At 46.0% G+C, this 17,873-nt stretch carries 15 protein-coding genes; 4 read left to right on the top strand and 11 right to left on the bottom strand.

What is annotated here, in order from left to right; genetic code table 11:
• The first annotated feature begins 15 nt into the window (after positions 1-15).
• A complete protein-coding gene (locus tag AC1XUF_RS19895) occupies positions 16-1,086 on the top strand; it encodes a 2Fe-2S iron-sulfur cluster-binding protein (protein ID WP_483343574.1) in 1,071 nt (356 codons plus the stop codon).
• Positions 1,087-1,149: 63 nt separating this feature from the next.
• Here AC1XUF_RS19895 and AC1XUF_RS19890 read toward each other — a convergent pair whose 3' ends face one another.
• The 11 genes from AC1XUF_RS19890 to lipB form a co-directional block, all read right to left on the bottom strand.
• On the bottom strand, positions 1,150-3,006 hold the full coding sequence (locus AC1XUF_RS19890) for a M56 family metallopeptidase (protein WP_483343573.1): 1,857 nt from the start codon (positions 3,004-3,006) through the stop codon (positions 1,150-1,152).
• Between the two features lie 2 nt (positions 3,007-3,008).
• Positions 3,009-3,383: a BlaI/MecI/CopY family transcriptional regulator gene (locus tag AC1XUF_RS19885; RefSeq protein ID WP_483343572.1), complete on the bottom strand. Its 375-nt coding sequence runs from the start codon at positions 3,381-3,383 to the stop codon at positions 3,009-3,011.
• 190 nt (positions 3,384-3,573) lie between these two features.
• On the bottom strand, positions 3,574-4,698 hold the full coding sequence (dnaN, locus tag AC1XUF_RS19880; RefSeq protein WP_483343571.1) for a DNA polymerase III subunit beta: 1,125 nt from the start codon (positions 4,696-4,698) through the stop codon (positions 3,574-3,576).
• 104 nt (positions 4,699-4,802) lie between these two features.
• A complete protein-coding gene (gene gldG / locus AC1XUF_RS19875) occupies positions 4,803-6,455 on the bottom strand; it encodes a gliding motility-associated ABC transporter substrate-binding protein GldG (RefSeq protein ID WP_483343570.1) in 1,653 nt (550 codons plus the stop codon).
• A 115-nt stretch (positions 6,456-6,570) separates the two neighbouring features.
• Positions 6,571-7,578, bottom strand: coding sequence for a phytanoyl-CoA dioxygenase family protein (locus tag AC1XUF_RS19870; protein ID WP_483343569.1), 1,008 nt, complete (start codon positions 7,576-7,578; stop codon positions 6,571-6,573).
• A gap of 26 nt (positions 7,579-7,604) precedes the next feature.
• Positions 7,605-8,498 carry a 3-keto-disaccharide hydrolase gene (locus AC1XUF_RS19865; RefSeq protein ID WP_483343568.1) on the bottom strand — a complete coding sequence of 298 codons (894 nt, stop codon included), beginning with the start codon at positions 8,496-8,498 and terminating at the stop codon, positions 7,605-7,607.
• Positions 8,499-8,585: 87 nt separating this feature from the next.
• The gene (locus AC1XUF_RS19860; protein ID WP_483343567.1) at positions 8,586-8,957 is read right to left on the bottom strand and encodes a GxxExxY protein; all 372 of its coding nucleotides are present in this window, start codon (positions 8,955-8,957) and stop codon (positions 8,586-8,588) included.
• An 82-nt stretch (positions 8,958-9,039) separates the two neighbouring features.
• A complete protein-coding gene (gene rnr, locus AC1XUF_RS19855) occupies positions 9,040-11,475 on the bottom strand; it encodes a ribonuclease R (protein ID WP_483343566.1) in 2,436 nt (811 codons plus the stop codon).
• Between the two features lie 46 nt (positions 11,476-11,521).
• The gene (locus AC1XUF_RS19850; RefSeq protein WP_483343565.1) at positions 11,522-12,265 is read right to left on the bottom strand and encodes a 3'-5' exonuclease; all 744 of its coding nucleotides are present in this window, start codon (positions 12,263-12,265) and stop codon (positions 11,522-11,524) included.
• Between the two features lie 38 nt (positions 12,266-12,303).
• Positions 12,304-12,717: a hypothetical protein gene (locus AC1XUF_RS19845; protein WP_483343564.1), complete on the bottom strand. Its 414-nt coding sequence runs from the start codon at positions 12,715-12,717 to the stop codon at positions 12,304-12,306.
• A 3-nt stretch (positions 12,718-12,720) separates the two neighbouring features.
• Positions 12,721-13,443 (bottom strand): lipoyl(octanoyl) transferase LipB, encoded by a 723-nt coding sequence (gene lipB / locus AC1XUF_RS19840; RefSeq protein WP_483343563.1) that lies wholly within the window; start codon positions 13,441-13,443, stop codon positions 12,721-12,723.
• Between the two features lie 169 nt (positions 13,444-13,612).
• Between lipB and AC1XUF_RS19835 the strand changes: the two genes are divergently transcribed.
• From AC1XUF_RS19835 to AC1XUF_RS19825, 3 genes are all read left to right on the top strand, one after another.
• Complete coding sequence (locus tag AC1XUF_RS19835) at positions 13,613-13,972, top strand: YraN family protein (RefSeq protein ID WP_483343562.1); 360 nt, start codon at positions 13,613-13,615, stop codon at positions 13,970-13,972.
• 80 nt (positions 13,973-14,052) lie between these two features.
• Positions 14,053-14,922: a sugar phosphate isomerase/epimerase family protein gene (locus AC1XUF_RS19830; RefSeq protein ID WP_483343561.1), complete on the top strand. Its 870-nt coding sequence runs from the start codon at positions 14,053-14,055 to the stop codon at positions 14,920-14,922.
• 2 nt (positions 14,923-14,924) lie between these two features.
• Positions 14,925-17,831, top strand: a complete 2,907-nt coding sequence (locus AC1XUF_RS19825; protein ID WP_483343560.1) for a PVC-type heme-binding CxxCH protein — start codon at positions 14,925-14,927, stop codon at positions 17,829-17,831.
• Positions 17,832-17,873: the final 42 nt, after the last annotated feature.

Raw genomic sequence — 17,873 nt, 5'->3', positions numbered from 1 at the left:
CAAAGGCTCCCCAAAATGAGCAAATATTATTTTTTAAAAGTAAAGGAAATCGAAAAGGAAACCGAAGAGGCCTCGACCATTCACTTTTGGCATCCGATCAATGAAGTGATTTCGTATCGTCCAGGTCAGTTTTTGACTTTATTGCTTCCTCAAGATGATAAAAAAGTGAGGAGATCTTATTCAATGTCCAGTTCGCCCTATACGGACGTTTCTCTGGCCATTACGGTTAAAAGGGTCCCGGGTGGTTTCGCCTCCAATATGTTGCTGGATACCATTCAAGAAGGGGATGTATTGGAAGCAATGGAGCCGATGGGTTCGTTTTTTCCAAAGCAGGCCGATGATCAGGTCAGGCAAGTCGTATTTATTGGAGCCGGTAGCGGGATAACGCCCCTGTTTTCTATTTTGAAATCGATCCTGATGGTTGAAGGAGAGAGTGAGGTTTTTCTGATCTATGGAAGCCGCAACGAAGACAGCATTATTTTCAAAGATAAAATAGCCGCGCTCGAGGCTAAGTATGGAGAACGTCTTAAGGTTATCCACACTTTAAGCCAGCCCTCGGACGAGTGGAAGGGACAAACCGGACGTTTGAACAAATCCCACATTTTGAAGATTATTGAAGCGCTTCCGACTTTGAAGAAAACAGAGGCAGAATTCTTTATGTGCGGACCAGAGGATATGATGGAAGAAGCGCAGCGGGCTTTGGCAATTCTGGCTGTTCCGCAGAGCAAGATCAGACGGGAAAGTTTTTTGACTGCCACCACTGCGCAGCCTGGAGAAGTATCCCTGGAAGACGACGACGAAAATGATTTGAAAGAGAGAGAGATTACTTTATTCTACGAAGGAGCGGAGTATAAGCTTTCGGTCAAGCCACACGAAACCGTTTTGGAAGCCGCACAAAATATGGACATAGATTTGCCTTATTCTTGTCAGGCGGGTATGTGCACAGCCTGCCTGGGACGATGTGTTTCAGGAAAAGTCCATATGGATGAAGAGGATGCGCTTTCACAAGCGGAGATCGATGAAGGTTTTATCCTGACCTGCGTATCGCATCCAATGAGCGATGATGTCATTATCGAAGTGGAATAGAATTGTTTTTCGGAATATATAAAAATGAGCCATAGGGAAACCATGGCTCATTTTTATATCAGATTATTTTTTGGGCGGCGGTGGTGGTGGATTGGGTGTGAGTGCCGGAGCCTTTGCTGGTTTCGCAATGGGTGAAGGGGCCCTTGGTACTGGTGCCTTGGCTGGTGGTGGGAGCAGTATGCTGCGCCTGTTCCCATTTCTGTTCAGGACTGCGATCCTTGCACCTGTCGAATTGTGTACCGACTCGAATCTTTCGAAACCAAGCGTTTCCAATCCCATTTTCGCATTCAGTTCTTCAATTTTTTCATTGATTTGCTGGATTTCGCTTTCCAGCTTACGAATGGGCTCTTCGGCTTTGAACGTCTCCCTGCGATTGGCCGCGATTTGAGAATTTAACTCCGAGATGGCCTCTTCCTGTACTTTGATTTGTTGTTCAAAATCAGCAAGTTGCTTGTCGACATCCGCGTCTCCTGCCTTCCGGTCACGGTCAAAAATTGCCGACCTTTTTTCCATCAGGTCAGACCTCAATTCCATCGCTGTTCTCTTTTTCCATTCTATCTTCTCCATTTCTCGTTGGAAACGCTCCACTTCGAACCGTTGCTTCTCCATTTCCAGATTGATTTCTTCCACACGACGGTTCAAGGGCTCCATTTCGGTTTGGATAGCCTCCATTCTGCGATGGATCTCGTTCATCTTTTTATTCAAAGAATCGTTATCGAAATGAATGTCGGGCACTTCATCAATTTCGACGTCCGTGAGCACTTCGATGTCTGCTTCCGGCGAAACCTCAGTAAGAACAGGTACTTCCATATCTTCAAGGTCCTCGGATACGGTCTTACTTTTCTTCTCAATTTTATGAATTGATTTTTTGGTTTTTGCTTTTTCGACCTTTTGTGCAACAGCATAAACGGACACACCAATTACCAGGCTCATCACAAGCAACATTACGGGCAGGCTCCCAAACGTCCGGGATGACTTGGGCGACAATCCAAGAACACGCTGCACCCTTTGCAATAAAAGCGGTCGTTTCGAAGCAAAAGCCATAGCCATTCTTGGGGCGGTTTGCCACTCAGCTACCTTCACCAATGCATGTGCCAGTGACATTTTGTCTCCGCAGACGCTCAGCGCAATATCGTCGCAGCAATGCTCGCGCTCGGCCCTGACCCTGTCGGAAAGCCACCAGATCGCGGGATGGAAAAAGAAAACCACTTCAACAAATGATTGTAACATGTTAATCAGGTAATCATTTCTACGGATATGCGCCAATTCGTGTGCAAGTATTGCTTCGACCTGAGCCGTTGAAAAACCGGATAGCAGTCCTATCGGGATGAGGACAACCGGACTGAATGCGCCGATGACCATTGGTGTCAGGATTTTTGTTGACTCTTTGAATTCAATGGATTTAGAAATGTTCATTTTTGCAATGATCACACCAAACCTTGAACGCCACTCCCTGTCCATCACAAGCTTGGCATTAAACCGAAGCCTTTCCGTAAAAATCCACCCACCTGCAAATCTTAGCAGCAGAAATGCAGCGCCGATCAGCCAGCAAACCACAAGCTCATTCAGGTGGGCCGACAGCCATAACTGAATTTTGATGGTAAGAGGAAGCTGGTATCCAACAGCCTTTAAAACAGGCGCAGACGCGGAGCCTGTGTAGGAAACAATCGATTTTCCGGCGGAAGCAACAGGGGTATTTTTCATCTGATAGTACATGAATGTCGCACCTGAAACCAACACCTGCATAGCTAAAAAGCCAATTCCTGTCGCATAACGAATGTTGGCTGAGCGTTTACGCAGGAGGTAAAGCGTTGCTGCTGCAAAAATCAGCAAAAGTGTTCCCTGCCAGAGAGAGTGGACCAGGGTCCAGCCAAATGCCGTAACCACAGAGTCGGAAAATAGGTTGGAAATGATTTTCATGGCTAACGATTGTTTTCGAGGTTGTTTAAAAGCTCACGTATTTCGTCTAATTCTTCTTTTGAAGTGGAATGGTTCCCTAATGCCTGCATGACCATTTGCGCAGCCGAGCCTTGAAAAACAGTATCGACCAGTTTGCCTAAAAGATTCTGCTGCGTTTCTTCTTTGCCGAGCAATGCTACATAAATATGGGACCGGCCATTCTCGGTGCGGTACAGCAACCCTTTGTCATGCATGATCTGCATTAGCTTAAGGGTGGTAGTATAACCGACGTCTTTGGTTGCCGAAAGGGCGTCGTGAACTGCCCTAACGGTACTTGGTCCCTCTTGCCAAAGGAAATTTAAAATTTCCAGTTCGGAGTCTGTGGGTTTGATATACATGGCTTGTTATTTACTTACGATAATCTTCGTATCAAATGTCTACGAAAAAAATCGTACTTGCAAGACCTTACTACGATTTTTTTCGTAGTAAAAAGTTAAAATTTGTTAATGTATTGATTAGTAAGGTATTAAAATTAAAAATCCGGGTGACAATCACCCGGATTTTTAATAAAATTTGAATTAGTGGATGCTAAACGTAAGTATTTAGCATTACCGGCATGACAAGCATCAATATGTCTTCATTTTCCTCCTGGTCAACAGGAATAATTAATCCGGCACGGTTTGGAGCAGAAAGCTCGAAAGTAATAGTCTTGCTCGACAGGTTGCCCAACACTTCAATCAGGAACTTGGCATTGAAACCAATCTCCATGTCATCACCATTGTATTCGCACATCAGGCGCTCATTGGCCTCATTGGAGTAATCAAGATCTTCTGCGGAAATGACCAGGTCGTTCAATGCCATTTTCAGGCGGACCTGATGGGTTGTTCTGTTGGAATAGATCGAGATCCTTCTGAGAGAGCTTAGGATTTCCAGCCTGTTAATAGTAAGTGTATTCTGGTTATTGGTCGGGATTGCATTTTCATAATCCGGAAAACGCTCGTCGATCAGACGACATATCATCCTGATATTTCCGAAGCTGAAAAATGCATTGGATGATGTGAACTCGGCTTTAACCGGTACGTCTTCGGAAGGAAGGCAGGATTTCAGCAAATTCAAAGCTTTGCGCTGAATGATCATGGACGTGTCCACATCCGACTTAATATCTGTGCGACGATATCTAACAAGCCGGTGTCCGTCGGTAGCAACGAATGTCGCATTTTCAGTACCCATTTGAACAAAAACACCAGTCATAGCCGGACGAAGATCGTCGGTACTGGTCGCGAAAAGCGTATTTGCAATAGCAGCTCCTAATGAGGAAGAAGAAAAATCGACTGACTGTCCCCGGTTTACGGCAGGAGTCTTGGGGAAATCAATCGGGTTTTCACCGGATAATTTATAGCGTCCATTATCTGAAATAATTTCCGTTCCAAAGGTTTCGCTGTTCACCTGCAATGTAATCGGTTGCTCAGGAAGGCCGCGAAGGGTATCCAGTAACAACTTGGCCGGAATGGCGATAGCACCCTTCTCTGAGGATTCGACTTCGATCTCCGTAATCATCACGGTTTGGAGGTCAGAAGCGGTGACAGTCAGTGAATTTCCTTCCAGAGTCAGCAGGAAGTTTTCGAGTATAGGGACAATTGGGTTCGTTGAAACGACACCGTTTATAGCTGAAAGCTGTTTGAGAAGAACTGATGACGAAACGACAAACTTCATAATTCTTGACGTAAGTGTTTAGATGATAAATTTAATATAGGATCATTCCTAAATCATTTTGTAGGGAACAAAAGTATAAAAAATTACCGAGGTAGCACGGTCTGTCAACCGAATTTTCGAATGCGGATGTAGTATCGCAACGCGCCAAAAATTGCAATCAGCGCGACAGGCAGTAGCAAATTAAGCGCCTGCCAGAATTTTCTGTTTTCCTGGATCTGGATTTTGTCCAACGCCCGTATTTCGATCTGCTTAGTCCTTGCGCTGATCAAACCTTTGGCATCGGTCATGAAATCCAGTGCATGCATCACGAAGTCCTTATTTCCGAAGGTTTGCTTTGTGACCCGGTCGTATCCCAATGGCAAGGGGGCATTACGTTTATAATCATAATCGTTCACAATGATATCCCCGTCCGAACAAATAATGACTTTGCCGGGAATGCCTGTAACCTTGAACTGAGGTGCGCGAGGATCGCCGGGTAAAATGCGATTTTGAAAAAGTGAAGTGAAGGCTCCTTCCAGGAGCACGGCACTCAGCTTTATTCCGGATGTATATTCGGAAGGCTCGGGGTCCTTACGCGCTTCGTTGTAACCTATCAATGCAGGAGCGTTCAGTAACTGCGTATACCGGGAAGTCATCAGCAGAGGGGTTTTCTGTACCTGTGAGCTTCCGCCAACAGTGTCGATAGAACTCAAAAATCTGGAATAGACCGCGTTTAAATTTCTGGTAATCGGGTGTGTCCCGAAATGATTGAGTAGCGGGAAAAACCGCCAGGGCAGGGGCTTGATTTCGGGCTTATCGCCCATATTGCCGACATTCAACAAAATTTCGGCACAATTGAGATCTTTTACAAGGTTGGTGTTAACGCGTGCGCCCCATTTGAAAAGCAGGTCGTTCAGGTTCAGGTCCAATGGCTGGGCATAATTTCCATCCAGGCTGACACTATCGATCCGTGTACCGTCAATGAAGAAGATTGCTTTGCCGCCGCCAACAACATATTGGTCGAACTTATATTTTTCATCTTCCGAAAACGCACTATCGGGTTTAAGCACCATTAAAGCATCCAAACCCTCGTAAGATTCAGGATTGTTCATATCCAGGAACACATCGTAACTCTGCTGGATTGTCGCAATCAGGTCACTTAGCCGGGCAGGTGATATCTGTGTATGGCTTACGATCAGACCGACTTTCTTCCGCTCCTGATTTTCCAGCAGGCGTATCGCCGACGCGATTTCAAATTCCACGCCTTCAACAGATTGGTTAAGCTGTTCTTCGGGCGTATTTGCCTTGTTTCCTTTCAGTAACTGAACCGGAACTGACAAGGTATCATACTGTACTATCACTCCTGGAAAAATAATTTTCTCAGTCCGTTTCCCGTCCTCGTTAGCAAACACATTGGTTGGTACCAATCCACGGTCAACCAGGTTCAAATATTGTTTTTGCCTTTGTTCTTCATTGGAAGCCTGCGAGGGGTCCGAATAATTAATGGTCAGATGACCGTTGGAGTAATTCTTGAATTCGTCCAGCGTTTCGCGTGTCGCGCTTTCGAGACGTTCGAAGCCTGCGGGAAATTCACCGGATAAGTAAACATTTACTGTAATGTTCTTACCCAGGCCATTTAGGAGTTGTTTGGTCGCATCAGAAATGCTGTAACGCTTATCCCCGGTCATATCCAGCCTGAAAAACAGCACGGACGCCAGCCAATTCACTACGGCCAGCACACTTATCAGCAGAACAAACCGAAGTATTGGATTTTTCATTAACCTTTGATTTCCCGTAAGAATATAGAAACAAAAAATGGACGAATCTGTATTGCAGCATTAACGTCCATTTTTTTGCAAAAATATAAAAAACCCGAAACGCGGGGCTTAATAGTTATTTCAGGATATCCTCGGATTGCGGAAAAATCGGATTGTTATAGATATATACGCCATTATAATCCTGCTTTATCGGAATTTGGGTTGGGAAGTTTCGGTGGTAAGGCAACGCTTTTTCGGTGGAATAATGACAAACAAAAGATTTCCTGGTCTGATCGGGATTCGTGATCATCGATCCCCCATGCGCCAGTGCAGCATGCCAGATCAGTACGTCGCCTTTTTTGATCAGAAGTGTTTCCTTGGGAAGTTTGTGTTCGGCGCTGGTTTTGTCCAGGTACTCCGCGAATTCCAGAGGCGATTTTGTAGAGTCGGGTTTAAACAATATGCCCGAACCAAAGTTAAATTTCGGCATTTTATGCGAACCAATATAGTAGTATAGGGGGCCCGAATCGATTTTGATATCTTCGAGCGCAATCCAGGCTGCCGCAAGATGGCTCGGGATTTTAGCAGTGACCCAGGGGAAATCCTGATGCGACGGCTGCTGGCTTCCGTACATGAAGACCAGGCTTTGCATAACTACGACTTTCTGATTAAAAATCGCTTCCAGAAATGACACGATGTAAGGATGTGTCATCAGTTTTTTACCGGCCACGGAGGAATTATGAAAATCATTGATTTTCACGTATTTACCTTGTAAAGCCTGCTTGGGAAATTCCTTAATGTTTCGCTCCTGGTTGGGTTTGAACTCTTCCAGGTCAATACGGACCGACAAATCGTATTTTTCGGGATGGTTAACGAGCTCCCTGAAATCTCCCCAGAACTTATCGATCATGGCCTCGGGAATGATGTTTTCAAGTACCACATAACCGTTTTGGCTCCAATTCCTCAGCTTGTCCGCCATATCATACGGCACATCGAAACGGGGTGGATTTTTCTTGAGAAATCCAGCTATATCTGGGTTTTCCTGATCTATCCAAGGAAGTGTTGATTTTTCAAATTCCTTGAGAGGGAAGTACTGGCTCTTAAGGGATTCTGCCTTGCGTTTGACGCGTTGTAAAATGCTCATATGGTGTATATAGGTTACGTTTTATTTCACTTTCTGAACTTACAGGTCGCATTATCCGGGAATTGGTAATAAGACTTATAATTCGATGCTTTTGGATTCATGCACCCTTTCAGGTTCAGCAACTCGATATTCCTGAAATCGATCGGGTGGCTTTCCGCCTGCAAAGCAATGTATCCGCTCCCCAAAGGTGTATTGTCCTTTTTGATCCACTCCTCCTCGTTACCCACTTTACCGTCTTTAAAAGTATGGTTTTTTCCGACATAACCGCCGCCTATCTTCGGATTTGTAAAGACCAGCACGGTATCTCCTTCGATCAGGTGGTATACAATTGAATCCCCAAGCACGATTGCCTCCGCGCTGACCCATTGGTCTCCATTGTATGTTTTCGAAGTGGAATTGATGCAATGTGCTTCAGCCAGTTTGCCGTCGATATCTACGATTGTCCCAGGTGTGCACAGGTTTCCGGTGGTACGTTCTCCGGCGTTCAGGCCGCCCAGGTATTGCATTTCCAATGAAATCGGGAAATCCTGGTCGAGGCCAAGGCTGGCAGCCGATTGCGAATGCAGCATGATGCCGCTGTTTCTCACATTCCAGGAAGCGCCGCCAGGTACTTGATTGCCTGTAAAGCGATATTGCAAGCGGATTTTGTAATGTGAAAATGGCTTGTTGTAATACATATGACCGTATTCGGTTGTGAATTTGTCATATTCCTTGTAGTTCACACGGATCATGTTGTCTTCAACAATGAAGGTGTGCTTGTAATTATCGTTGACCTTATGCCCTGCGATTTTAATATCCCAGCCCGTGAGGTCCTTACCGTTAAAGAGGGATTGCCACTCTTCTTTGTCGGAAGGTTTCTGGGCGGAAGCGGAGAGGGAGATTAAAAGAAATAGTAATTGAAGATAGCGTCTTGCGTACATACGGACTTTTTGAGTTTTTTGATGCCACGGATTCACGAATAAAACACGAATGCCTTAGTGATCTATTCGTGAATCCGTGGCATCAAATCAAAGTAGTAACCGCCTATATTCTAATCTACCACGGCCAAAATTAACCAACAGACCTAGTTTGTTCCCCGAAACTTTGAGGTAATTAATAGTCTGGGAAACATGCTCATCCGTTAACACAGAAACGCATTTAACTTCCAATATAATCTTGTCAAAAACTACAAAGTCCGCATAGAATTTATGCCTGAGCAAAACTCCGCGAAAATAAACCAGATACTCCCTTTCTCGCTCGAAAAAAATGCCTTTTTGCCCAAACAAAAGCTCCAAAGCATCTTTATAAACGATCTCTGAAAATCCGTGTCCAAGCTCTTTATGGACCTCAATACATTTGCCGATGATGAGATATGATTCCTCTTTGTAAACCAGTTCCACTCTAGAATTTAAAGGTGTATACCTTTAGACGCCAGGAATTGTAGTAAGTAACTGACAGCCGAAAACGATTTGGAAAATGAATTTACCTTTTCCGCTTCTTAGGCTTAGGAGAAGAAGCAGCCGAAACTGGTTTACGGCTGTTGCCTCCGGATTTTCCGTCCCGGGGCTTTCTGCTGCTTTCGCGTGGACCTTCACCACTTCGTGAGCTGCTCCCACTTCTGGATCCACCGCTTCGTGAATTTGCATTACGAGAGCTGCCGCTCCGGGAGCTCCCTCCTCGGCTGAAATCAGGTATAACCCCATCCAGATACAGATCCATGCTACGACGAGCCAGATTGGTATCCTTCACTTTCACTTTCACTGCATCGCCAAACGTGTAAATCTTCTTGGTGCGCTGACCAATGACCCGGTAATTTTCTTTATCCAATTCATAATAATCATCTCCCAGATCGGTCATTCGGATCAAACCTTCTGACGCAGTTTCCGTGATTTCCACGAAAATTCCGAATTCGGTGACACCTGTTATGATGCCGTCAAACACGATTTCTTTGTCCATGCTGCTCATGAACTCGACCTGCTTATATTTAATAGAGGCTCTTTCCGCTTCGGCAGCCAGCCTCTCTCTTTCGGATGAGTGCTTTGCCGCCGCTTCGTAAGCCTCTTTATCCACAGAAGACCCGCCACTAAGATAATGCTGCAGTAACCGGTGCGCCATCACATCTGGATAGCGCCGGATTGGGGATGTAAAGTGAGAGTATCTTTTAAAAGCGAGTCCGAAGTGGCCAAGATCTTCGGTACTGTACCTTGCCTTCGCCATGGTGCGCACAGCAAGTGACTCAATCAGATTTTGCTCAGGCTTTCCTTCCACTTTGGCCAACATTGTGTTCATAGATTTGGCGATTTTGCTTTCCTCGTCCAATTCCAGTTTGAGGCCGAGCTTGGCCGCGAAGGTCGCAAACGTTTTGAGCCGGTCGGGATCCGGCGCTTCGTGCACGCGGTACACCATCGTATTTTTAACATCGCCTTTCGAAAGTGCATATACGTATTCTGCTACCCGCTTATTGGCCAGTAGCATAAATTCCTCGATCAGCTTATTGGAGTCGTGGCGCTCTTTTTGATAGATACCAAGTGGCTTCCCGTTTTCATCGAGGCGGAAACGCACTTCCGGCGTTTCAAAATTGATCGCCCCATTTTTAAACCGTTCTTTCCTGAAAATTTTTGCAAGCGTATTCAATGTCGTCAGCTCTCTTGGAAAATCTCCCTCGCCTGAGTCGAGTACTGCCTGTGCCTCTTCGTAACTGAACCGTTTGTCGGAATGAATGATCGTTCTTCCAAACCATTGTTTGATCACTTTTCCCTGCGGGCTGAGCTCAAAAATGGCTGAGAATGCCAGCCTATCTTCATTTGGGCGTAGCGAACAAAGGTTATTGGATAGTTTTTCGGGAAGCATCGGCACCGTTCTGTCCACCAGATAAACCGAAGTCGCCCTCCTGTAAGCCTCTTTTTCTAATTCTGTACCCGGCAAAATGTAATGCGAAACATCGGCGATATGAACGCCCACTTCCACAATGCCGTCTTCCAGATATTTTACCGAAAGCGCATCGTCAAAATCTTTTGCGTCAACGGGGTCGATGGTAAAAGTGAGCACATTGCGAATGTCCAGACGATTGGAGATCTCCTTTTTTGAAATCTTGTCCGGGATTTTCTTTGCCTCCGCTTCCACAGCTTCAGGAAAATGATAGGGAAGTCCAAATTCTGCCAGTATGGCGTGCATTTCCACATCATTGTTTCCTGCCTCTCCAAGTACCCGAACAATTTTCCCCTCGGCCTGACTTCTCCTGGTAGGCCATTCGGTCACCTTCACAATGACCTTATCACCGTTTTCGGCACTCTCAGTTTCGTTTAGTTCAAGAAAGATCGGGTCGAAAAGTTTCTTGTTATCTGGCTGTACGACTGCATAGCGAGGATTGATTTCGATCACACCGACAATCTCGGCATTGGATCGTTCCACAATCTCTGTTACGCGACCTTCTACCCGGTTTTTGGCGGCATCATTCCTGCCGTTTCGTGAACTCCGGCTATTTTTTGTAAGTATCTGCACATAAACGATGTCGCCATCCCATGCACCGTTCAGTAATTCAGTTTCAATAAAAATATCGTCATCCCGGCCATCTATAACAGCAAATGCAAAGGATTTGTTAACACGGTCGATGCGTCCTTTAAGTCCTTTGTTTACCTGTTTACTTTCAGGTGCCGAAGCGTAAGACCCATTGTTGTAAACCAGTCGCCCGGCTTCTTCCAGTTCGTGGAGTATTTCGTTGAACAACTGACGTACCTTTTTGTCCTGAACACCGAAATGATCGTGGACGTCAAATGTCCGGAAAGTATGTTCGCTGTTTAAATCAAAGAAAGCCGTAATATCCGCTTTCAGGTTATCTATATAGGAAACGATTTGATGAGGCGATTTTTCTGCCCGGTTTTCTTTAAATGTTTTTGTTTTAATCTTGTTTTCTTTCATGTATTCTTTAAAATCTTTGAGTAGTATTTAGCCGAAAGCCGATCGCCTACCGTTCACTTTCAACCCTTGTTATGTTCTCTGTCGGCACTTGTTGGAAGCAATTTAACCGAAGATAAAGCTGTGCCAGCACCACCACATCTTCCCTGCAATACCGGGCAATTTTTGCCAGGTCGTTTTCCTCATAATAAACACGCGTTACCTGATCACCGCTCATTTCATTTTTGCTGCCTGGTACGTTCAATACGGCTGCAAGCAAATCGAGAGAGGTGTAACTTTTATAATCACCAAATTTCCAAAGGTCCATGGTGTCCTGGTGCAAAACTTCCCAGGGTTTCTTGCCGGTTATTTGCAAAGCCTTTGGGATCTCAATACAATGGACCAGCATGCGGCGACAAAGAAAAGGAAAGTCGAACTCTTTACCGTTGTGAGCGCAAAGAACCAGCTGTTCGGCTGGATATTTCTCGATTAATGCTTTAAATTGTAAAAGTAACTGGTGTTCGTCGTCGCCGGAAAAGCTGCTTACCTTAAACGAGAGCTCGTCTTTGTCGTTCCAATAATAAGCGCCGAAAGCAATACAAACGATCTTTCCGAATTCGGCATAAATGGCACCACGGTCGTAAAAGTGCTCGGCATTGCCAACCGATTCGTCGCCTCTTTTTATGGTTAATGCCTTTTTGTCCCAGAGCTTTTGCATCCTTTCCGGGAGCTCGTCGTAGGATGCAAACGCGGAAACCGTTTCAATATCGAGCAGTAAGAAGTTTTTCGCCCGTCTTCTAAATTCATCTGTCATAGTGTGAGTGGTTTTTGGGTAATTGAATGTGCAGGGCTTTAATTGTGCAATACGCCAGGTAAACCGGGAGGGTCGACTTTTATCAGATTCGCCTCGACGATACTGTCCGGCACGAAGATAAACTTTTTATCGTAGATCTGTTTTCCAATGAAATAGCTGACCCAGAATTCGTTATTGAGGTGAAATACATCAGGCATGATCGGTTCTACCACAGCGTGCTCACCGGCTCCGATCTCCGGGAAAAAGTGCCGTAGCGTCGAAGTCCGCTGGTCCGACTTATCGCCCGACTCGCTGTTGCCGTAACCTTTTGAAGTAACAAAAACATTCGTGACCGGCTGCTCATTGCGGTTGATTACGATCACATTCCACTCGTCCTGATCCAATTCATTGGTATGCCTGACAATGGCTACCTGGATTCCTTTGACAGGATGAAAAATAATATCCTTTTTCATTCATTATACTGGTTCCAATTCCATGTGGAACAACTGCGCCAAATGGTTTTTAAGTTTATACGAAACCTCCTCTAAATTTACTTCCGAGCCTAGCTCTTGCGACATAGAAGTTACAGCTTTATCCTCGATCCCGCAAGGGACAATATTTCCAAAATAGGACAAGTCTGTGTTGACATTCAACGCAAAACCGTGCATGGTGACCCACCGGCTGGCTTTAACGCCCAATGCACATATTTTGCGCGGATAAAGCTGCTCTTCAAAATCCAGCCAAACGCCCGTCAACCCTTTGATGCGCCCAGCTTTTAAGCCATAATCCGACAAAGTGAGAATGATCGCCTCTTCCAGCGTCCGCATGTAAAGGTGGATATCTGTAAAAAAGTTGTCCAGGTCAAGGATAGGATAGCCTACGATTTGTCCCGGCCCATGGTAAGTGATGTCGCCGCCGCGGTTGATGCGGTAATATTTGGCTTGTCTTTGGGATAAATCGTCTTCCGATAGAAGCAAATGATCGGGCTTGCCGCTTTTGCCCAATGTGAAAACATGCGGGTGCTGGCAAAAAAACAGAAAATTGGGGGTTACGATCTTTTCATCATCTGCCAATGTGCGGTTCCGCGTCTTCAAAGCCAGTGTTTCGGCAAAAACCTTCTCCTGAAAATCCCAAGCCTCCTGATAATCAATCAGTCCCAAATCACGGAATTGTACTTGCTTATTGATGAGGGTATTCATTTTATCTCCTTCAAATTCATTTTCAATTTTACTAAAACATCGGTTACTTTTCCCTGAATCCAGCGTCTTATGGAAAGGTGGCGAGTGTAGAAGTTTAATACTCCTGAACATCACAACGCTATTTAAGTAGTGAAATGTTCGATTCGGGATTTTTCAAAACAAAAGATAAATGGCAGCACACAACGATACAGGGCACTGGGGAGAAGCCAAAGCGGCGGCGTTTCTTGTTGAAAAAGGATTTGAAATTGTTGAAAAGAATTTTAGAAACCGGTACCAGGAAATCGATCTGATCGTCAAAAAAGATAAGATGCTGATTTTCGTGGAGGTAAAAACCAGGAGCGGCATTGCATATGGAATGCCCGAGGAATTTGTAAATGTGACCAAGGCGAGAGGTATCATGAAGGCTGCCGAAAATTACATTTTCGATAATGATTGGTTATTCGATGTGCGGTTTGATATCATTTCTATTTTGATTTTCACAAACGGGAAAATAGATATCAGGCACATTGAAGACGCATTCAGCAAGTAACGGGCCCGTGCAAAGAGATAAGTAGAATCGGCCCATCCCGCGATTTAGATGTTAACTTTAAGTTTCCTAAATCCGTCATAATGAATTCTGCATCAACAATTGATCGTCGGAAGATGATCAAAGGCAGCGTGCTTTTGTCCGTAGCTGCCTCCAGCGGCATTTTACTCGAACCTCCCTCGGGGCTTCACCTCGGCGCATGTGACTGGTCGGTTGGAAAAACCCTGAACCCCGAAGCCTTTGACCGGGCAAAAACCATTGGATTGCAAGGGATACAGGTTAGCTACAATACCGGCAAAGATCCAATCGGACTCTCAGATCCAGCCACATTAAAATCCATTCAGGAAGCCGCGGCGAGGACTGGCATCAAAGTATCCAGTCTGGCGATTGGCGAACTTAACCGTACACCTTATAAATCCAGGCCAGAAACAGAACAATGGGTCCGTAGCAGTATAGACGCCGCCAAAGCATTGGGCGTGAAGGTGATTCTGCTTGCATTTTTTTCTGACGGCGACTTACGAAATGACGATGCTGGTAAAAAGGTCGTAATCGAAAGACTAAAGAAAGTGGCCCCGCATGCAGAAAAACAAGGAATAACCCTGGGCATTGAATCCTATCTCACAGCACAGGAACATATCGATATCATCGACGCCGTCGGATCGAAAGCTGTGAAAGTCTATTACGATTTTCGGAATGCCGCCGATGCGGGTAACGATGTTTTCAAAGAAGTGCCGATGCTTGGCAAAAACCGCATCTGCGAGCTGCATATCAAAGAAAACGGGTTCAAGCTGGGTGAAGGGACCATGGATTGGCCAAAAATCGCAAAAATGGTCAGGGACATTGGCTACCAGGGCTGGATGCAGATCGAAGGGGCGACACCTCCCGGCGCCGATATAATTACCTGCTACCAGCAAAACCGAAAGTATCTCGAAAGCCTTTTTTCTTTTCGCTAACCATGACTTCAACTACTTTCAATCAGCCCAAAACGGCTCTTTTTCTAGCCGGGACAGCTATGCTGATTCTTTCTGCGATACAGTTCGGCAATCAAAAACCGATTGCCCCAAAACAGTCCGGAAGTCTCGTCAGCATGGCGGAAGATTCGTCGAAACTGTATGTTCCGGATGACCTGGAAGCCACGCTTTGGGCGGAAGCGCCGATGTTTTACAATCCGACGAATATGGATATCGACGCCAGGGGTCGTGTCTGGATTACCGAGGCGGTGAATTACCGTGATTTCAACACCAAGCCTGCCGAGCGATTGAGCCACAAGCAAAAGGGCGACCGCGTCATGATCCTGGAAGATAAGGACGGCGATGGCAAAGCTGAATCCTCCAAAGTTTTCGTAGAGGATACCTTGCTGACTTCCCCATTGGGCATCGCAGTCATTGGAAATAAAACCATTGTTTCGTGTGCCCCAAACCTGCTCATTTATACCGACAACGACGGCGACGACAAGCCCGACAGCCGCGAAGTGTTCCTAACCGGTTTCGGTGGTTTTGACCACGATCACTCTTTGCATTCCCTGATCGCCGGTCCGGACGGTCGCTATTATTTCAATACCGGAAATGCGGGACCGCACAAGGTTACCGACAAGAGCGGCTGGACTTTAAGAAGCGGAAGCCTGTACGTCGGAGGAACGCCTTACAGCAAATTCAATCAGGGAAACCAGAAATCGGATGATGGTAAGGTATGGGTGGGCGGCTTGGCGTTAAGGATCAACCCGGATGGTACCGGGCTCAAAGTATTAGGGCATAATTTCCGTAACAGTTATGAAGTTTGCCTGGACAGCTATGGTAATATGTGGCAGAATGACAATGATGATCAGGTGATTACCTGCCGGGTTTCGTTTTTGCAGGAAGGTGGTAACGCCGGATATTTCTCGGCAGACGGTACCCGTTACTGGCAGGCCGACCGTCGGCCCGGACAGGATATTTTCACAACACATTGGCATCAGGAGGATCCGGGGGTTATGCCGGCAGGCGATAATACCGGCGCAGGTTCACCTACCGGGATTGTCTTTTATGAAGGTGATGCATTGGGCAAAAATTATCGCGGCACTTTGCTGAGCTGTGAAGCGGGGAGAAATGTGATTTTTGCTTATCAGCCTGTAAAAAAGGGGGCCGGATTTACGCTTGACCGTAAAAATCTGATCAGTTCCTTTCCACAAGCCAATGAACGATATGAATGGTATGAAACGGACAATGATTACAGGAAATGGTTCCGCCCGTCCGATGTGGCAGTTGGTCCGGATGGCGCGCTTTACATTGCCGACTGGTACGATCCTGTCGTGGGCGGCCATGCGATGAAAGATAAAAAAGGCTATGGCCGGATTTATCGGATTACCCCCAAAGGCAAAAAAATCACAAACCCAAAACTCGATTTTTCAAACACGGCGGGATTGATCGAGGCATTGCGAAACCCTGCAATTAACGTTCGAACACTTGGTTTTGAAGGATTAAAGAAGAAAGGCGACGCGGTTTTAGGGGACGTTAAAAACTTATTGACCGCTGAAAATCCATTTCATCAGGCCCGGGCAATCTGGCTGATGGCGCAATTGGGTGAAAAAGGAAAGAAGGAAGTTGAAATGCTTTTGACCTCTTCCAATGTTTCGCATCGTTTGACTGCTTTCAGGGCATTGAAGTCGATTGGAGAAAGTGACCCATATCTGGTGCAAATGGCCAAAGATCCGTCGGCTGACGTGAGAAGGGAAGTAGGGATTGCGCTTCGGGACCTGAGTTCTCAACAGACTTTACCAGCGATAAAAGAACTGGTCAATCGTTTCGACGGTGAGGATCCCTGGATGCTGGAAGCGATCGGCACTGCGGCCTTGGGTAAAGAAAAGGAGGTTTACGCTTATGTTCAGCAAAAATTTCCCTCCAGTCCGGACAGATGGGAAAGTGCCAAAGCAAACCTTATTTGGAGATTACATCCGGCTGAAGCGGTCAATGACCTGAAAATAAGGGCATCGTCCGACAAAGTGCCGATGCTTTTACGTCGCAAAACACTTACTGCGATTGGTTTTATTCATGATAAAAAGGCGGTCGGGGCAATGATGGAATTGTCGAAATCAAACCTGCCGGATGTGGCGACGCTGGCTTCTTGGTGGCTTAACTTCCGGAAAACGAATGATTGGGCTGATCTGGCCAATTGGGAAGAAGCAGGTGCTGTTGCCATGACGCCGGGTTATCGCCAAATGCTTGAAATGAAAAAGATTGTCGGAGACAAAAGCCAGCCGCTGCCGCTCAGAATCGAATCTGCGAAAAAGATGGCAGTTGATCCCGACGGAGGCAACATTCTGGTTGATATGCGGGTTCAGGGACAATTGCCGGATACCATTGCCAAATCGGTCAGCGATATTATTTTCAAACATCCCGACCAGAATGTGCGCGTCGTTGCCAGCCAGTTTTTCCCTAGGAATGGAAAGGTTTTGAAGACTGATTTCATTGCCCGGATGACGGCGGTACCGTCCCATGGCGAAAAGATTTTCTTCAATACTTGCGCTGCCTGTCACAAACACGGTGAGAAAGGTGCGGAAATAGGCCCGGACCTGACGCTAATCCACAAGAAATTTGACAAAGCCGGACTACTCGATGCGATCATTAACCCGTCGGCTTCTATGGTTTTCGGATACGAGAGCTATACGATTGTTACCAAGTCGGGCGAAACCTATTTTGGGTTTTTAATGAGCGACGGCGCGACTGTTGTGATCAAGGATGGCGGTGGACAACAGCATTCGATTAAGGCGGACCAGATCAAGAGCAGGGAAAAAATGCCCGCGTCCCTGATGCCGGAACCTACTGCCCTGAACCTGAATGAACAGGATTTGGCTGACCTGACCGGTTATTTGCTGAATTTTAAGTAAATTAAAGCTCCTAAACACGATTTTAACCCAAGTAGGTGGTCT

This window comes from Dyadobacter sp. HNCC25DJ185 (assembly GCF_056895195.1).
This window is presented reverse-complemented; position numbering and strand designations above follow the sequence as displayed.

Bases quoted from the DNA above. Each gene is read 5' to 3' on its own strand.
- AC1XUF_RS19865 (WP_483343568.1), bottom strand. From the start codon at position 8,498: ATGTACGCAAGACGCTATCTTCAATTACTATTTCTTTTAATCTCCCTC.
- dnaN (WP_483343571.1), bottom strand. From the start codon at position 4,698: ATGAAGTTTGTCGTTTCGTCATCAGTTCTTCTCAAACAGCTTTCAGCT.
- AC1XUF_RS19870 (WP_483343569.1), bottom strand. From the start codon at position 7,578: ATGAGCATTTTACAACGCGTCAAACGCAAGGCAGAATCCCTTAAGAGC.
- AC1XUF_RS19895 (WP_483343574.1), top strand. From the start codon at position 16: ATGAGCAAATATTATTTTTTAAAAGTAAAGGAAATCGAAAAGGAAACC.
- gldG (WP_483343570.1), bottom strand. From the start codon at position 6,455: ATGAAAAATCCAATACTTCGGTTTGTTCTGCTGATAAGTGTGCTGGCC.
- AC1XUF_RS19830 (WP_483343561.1), top strand. From the start codon at position 14,053: ATGAATTCTGCATCAACAATTGATCGTCGGAAGATGATCAAAGGCAGC.
- AC1XUF_RS19825 (WP_483343560.1), top strand. From the start codon at position 14,925: ATGACTTCAACTACTTTCAATCAGCCCAAAACGGCTCTTTTTCTAGCC.
- rnr (WP_483343566.1), bottom strand. From the start codon at position 11,475: ATGAAAGAAAACAAGATTAAAACAAAAACATTTAAAGAAAACCGGGCA.
- AC1XUF_RS19850 (WP_483343565.1), bottom strand. From the start codon at position 12,265: ATGACAGATGAATTTAGAAGACGGGCGAAAAACTTCTTACTGCTCGAT.
- AC1XUF_RS19845 (WP_483343564.1), bottom strand. From the start codon at position 12,717: ATGAAAAAGGATATTATTTTTCATCCTGTCAAAGGAATCCAGGTAGCC.
- AC1XUF_RS19890 (WP_483343573.1), bottom strand. From the start codon at position 3,006: ATGAAAATCATTTCCAACCTATTTTCCGACTCTGTGGTTACGGCATTT.
- AC1XUF_RS19885 (WP_483343572.1), bottom strand. From the start codon at position 3,383: ATGTATATCAAACCCACAGACTCCGAACTGGAAATTTTAAATTTCCTT.
- AC1XUF_RS19835 (WP_483343562.1), top strand. From the start codon at position 13,613: ATGGCAGCACACAACGATACAGGGCACTGGGGAGAAGCCAAAGCGGCG.
- lipB (WP_483343563.1), bottom strand. From the start codon at position 13,443: ATGAATACCCTCATCAATAAGCAAGTACAATTCCGTGATTTGGGACTG.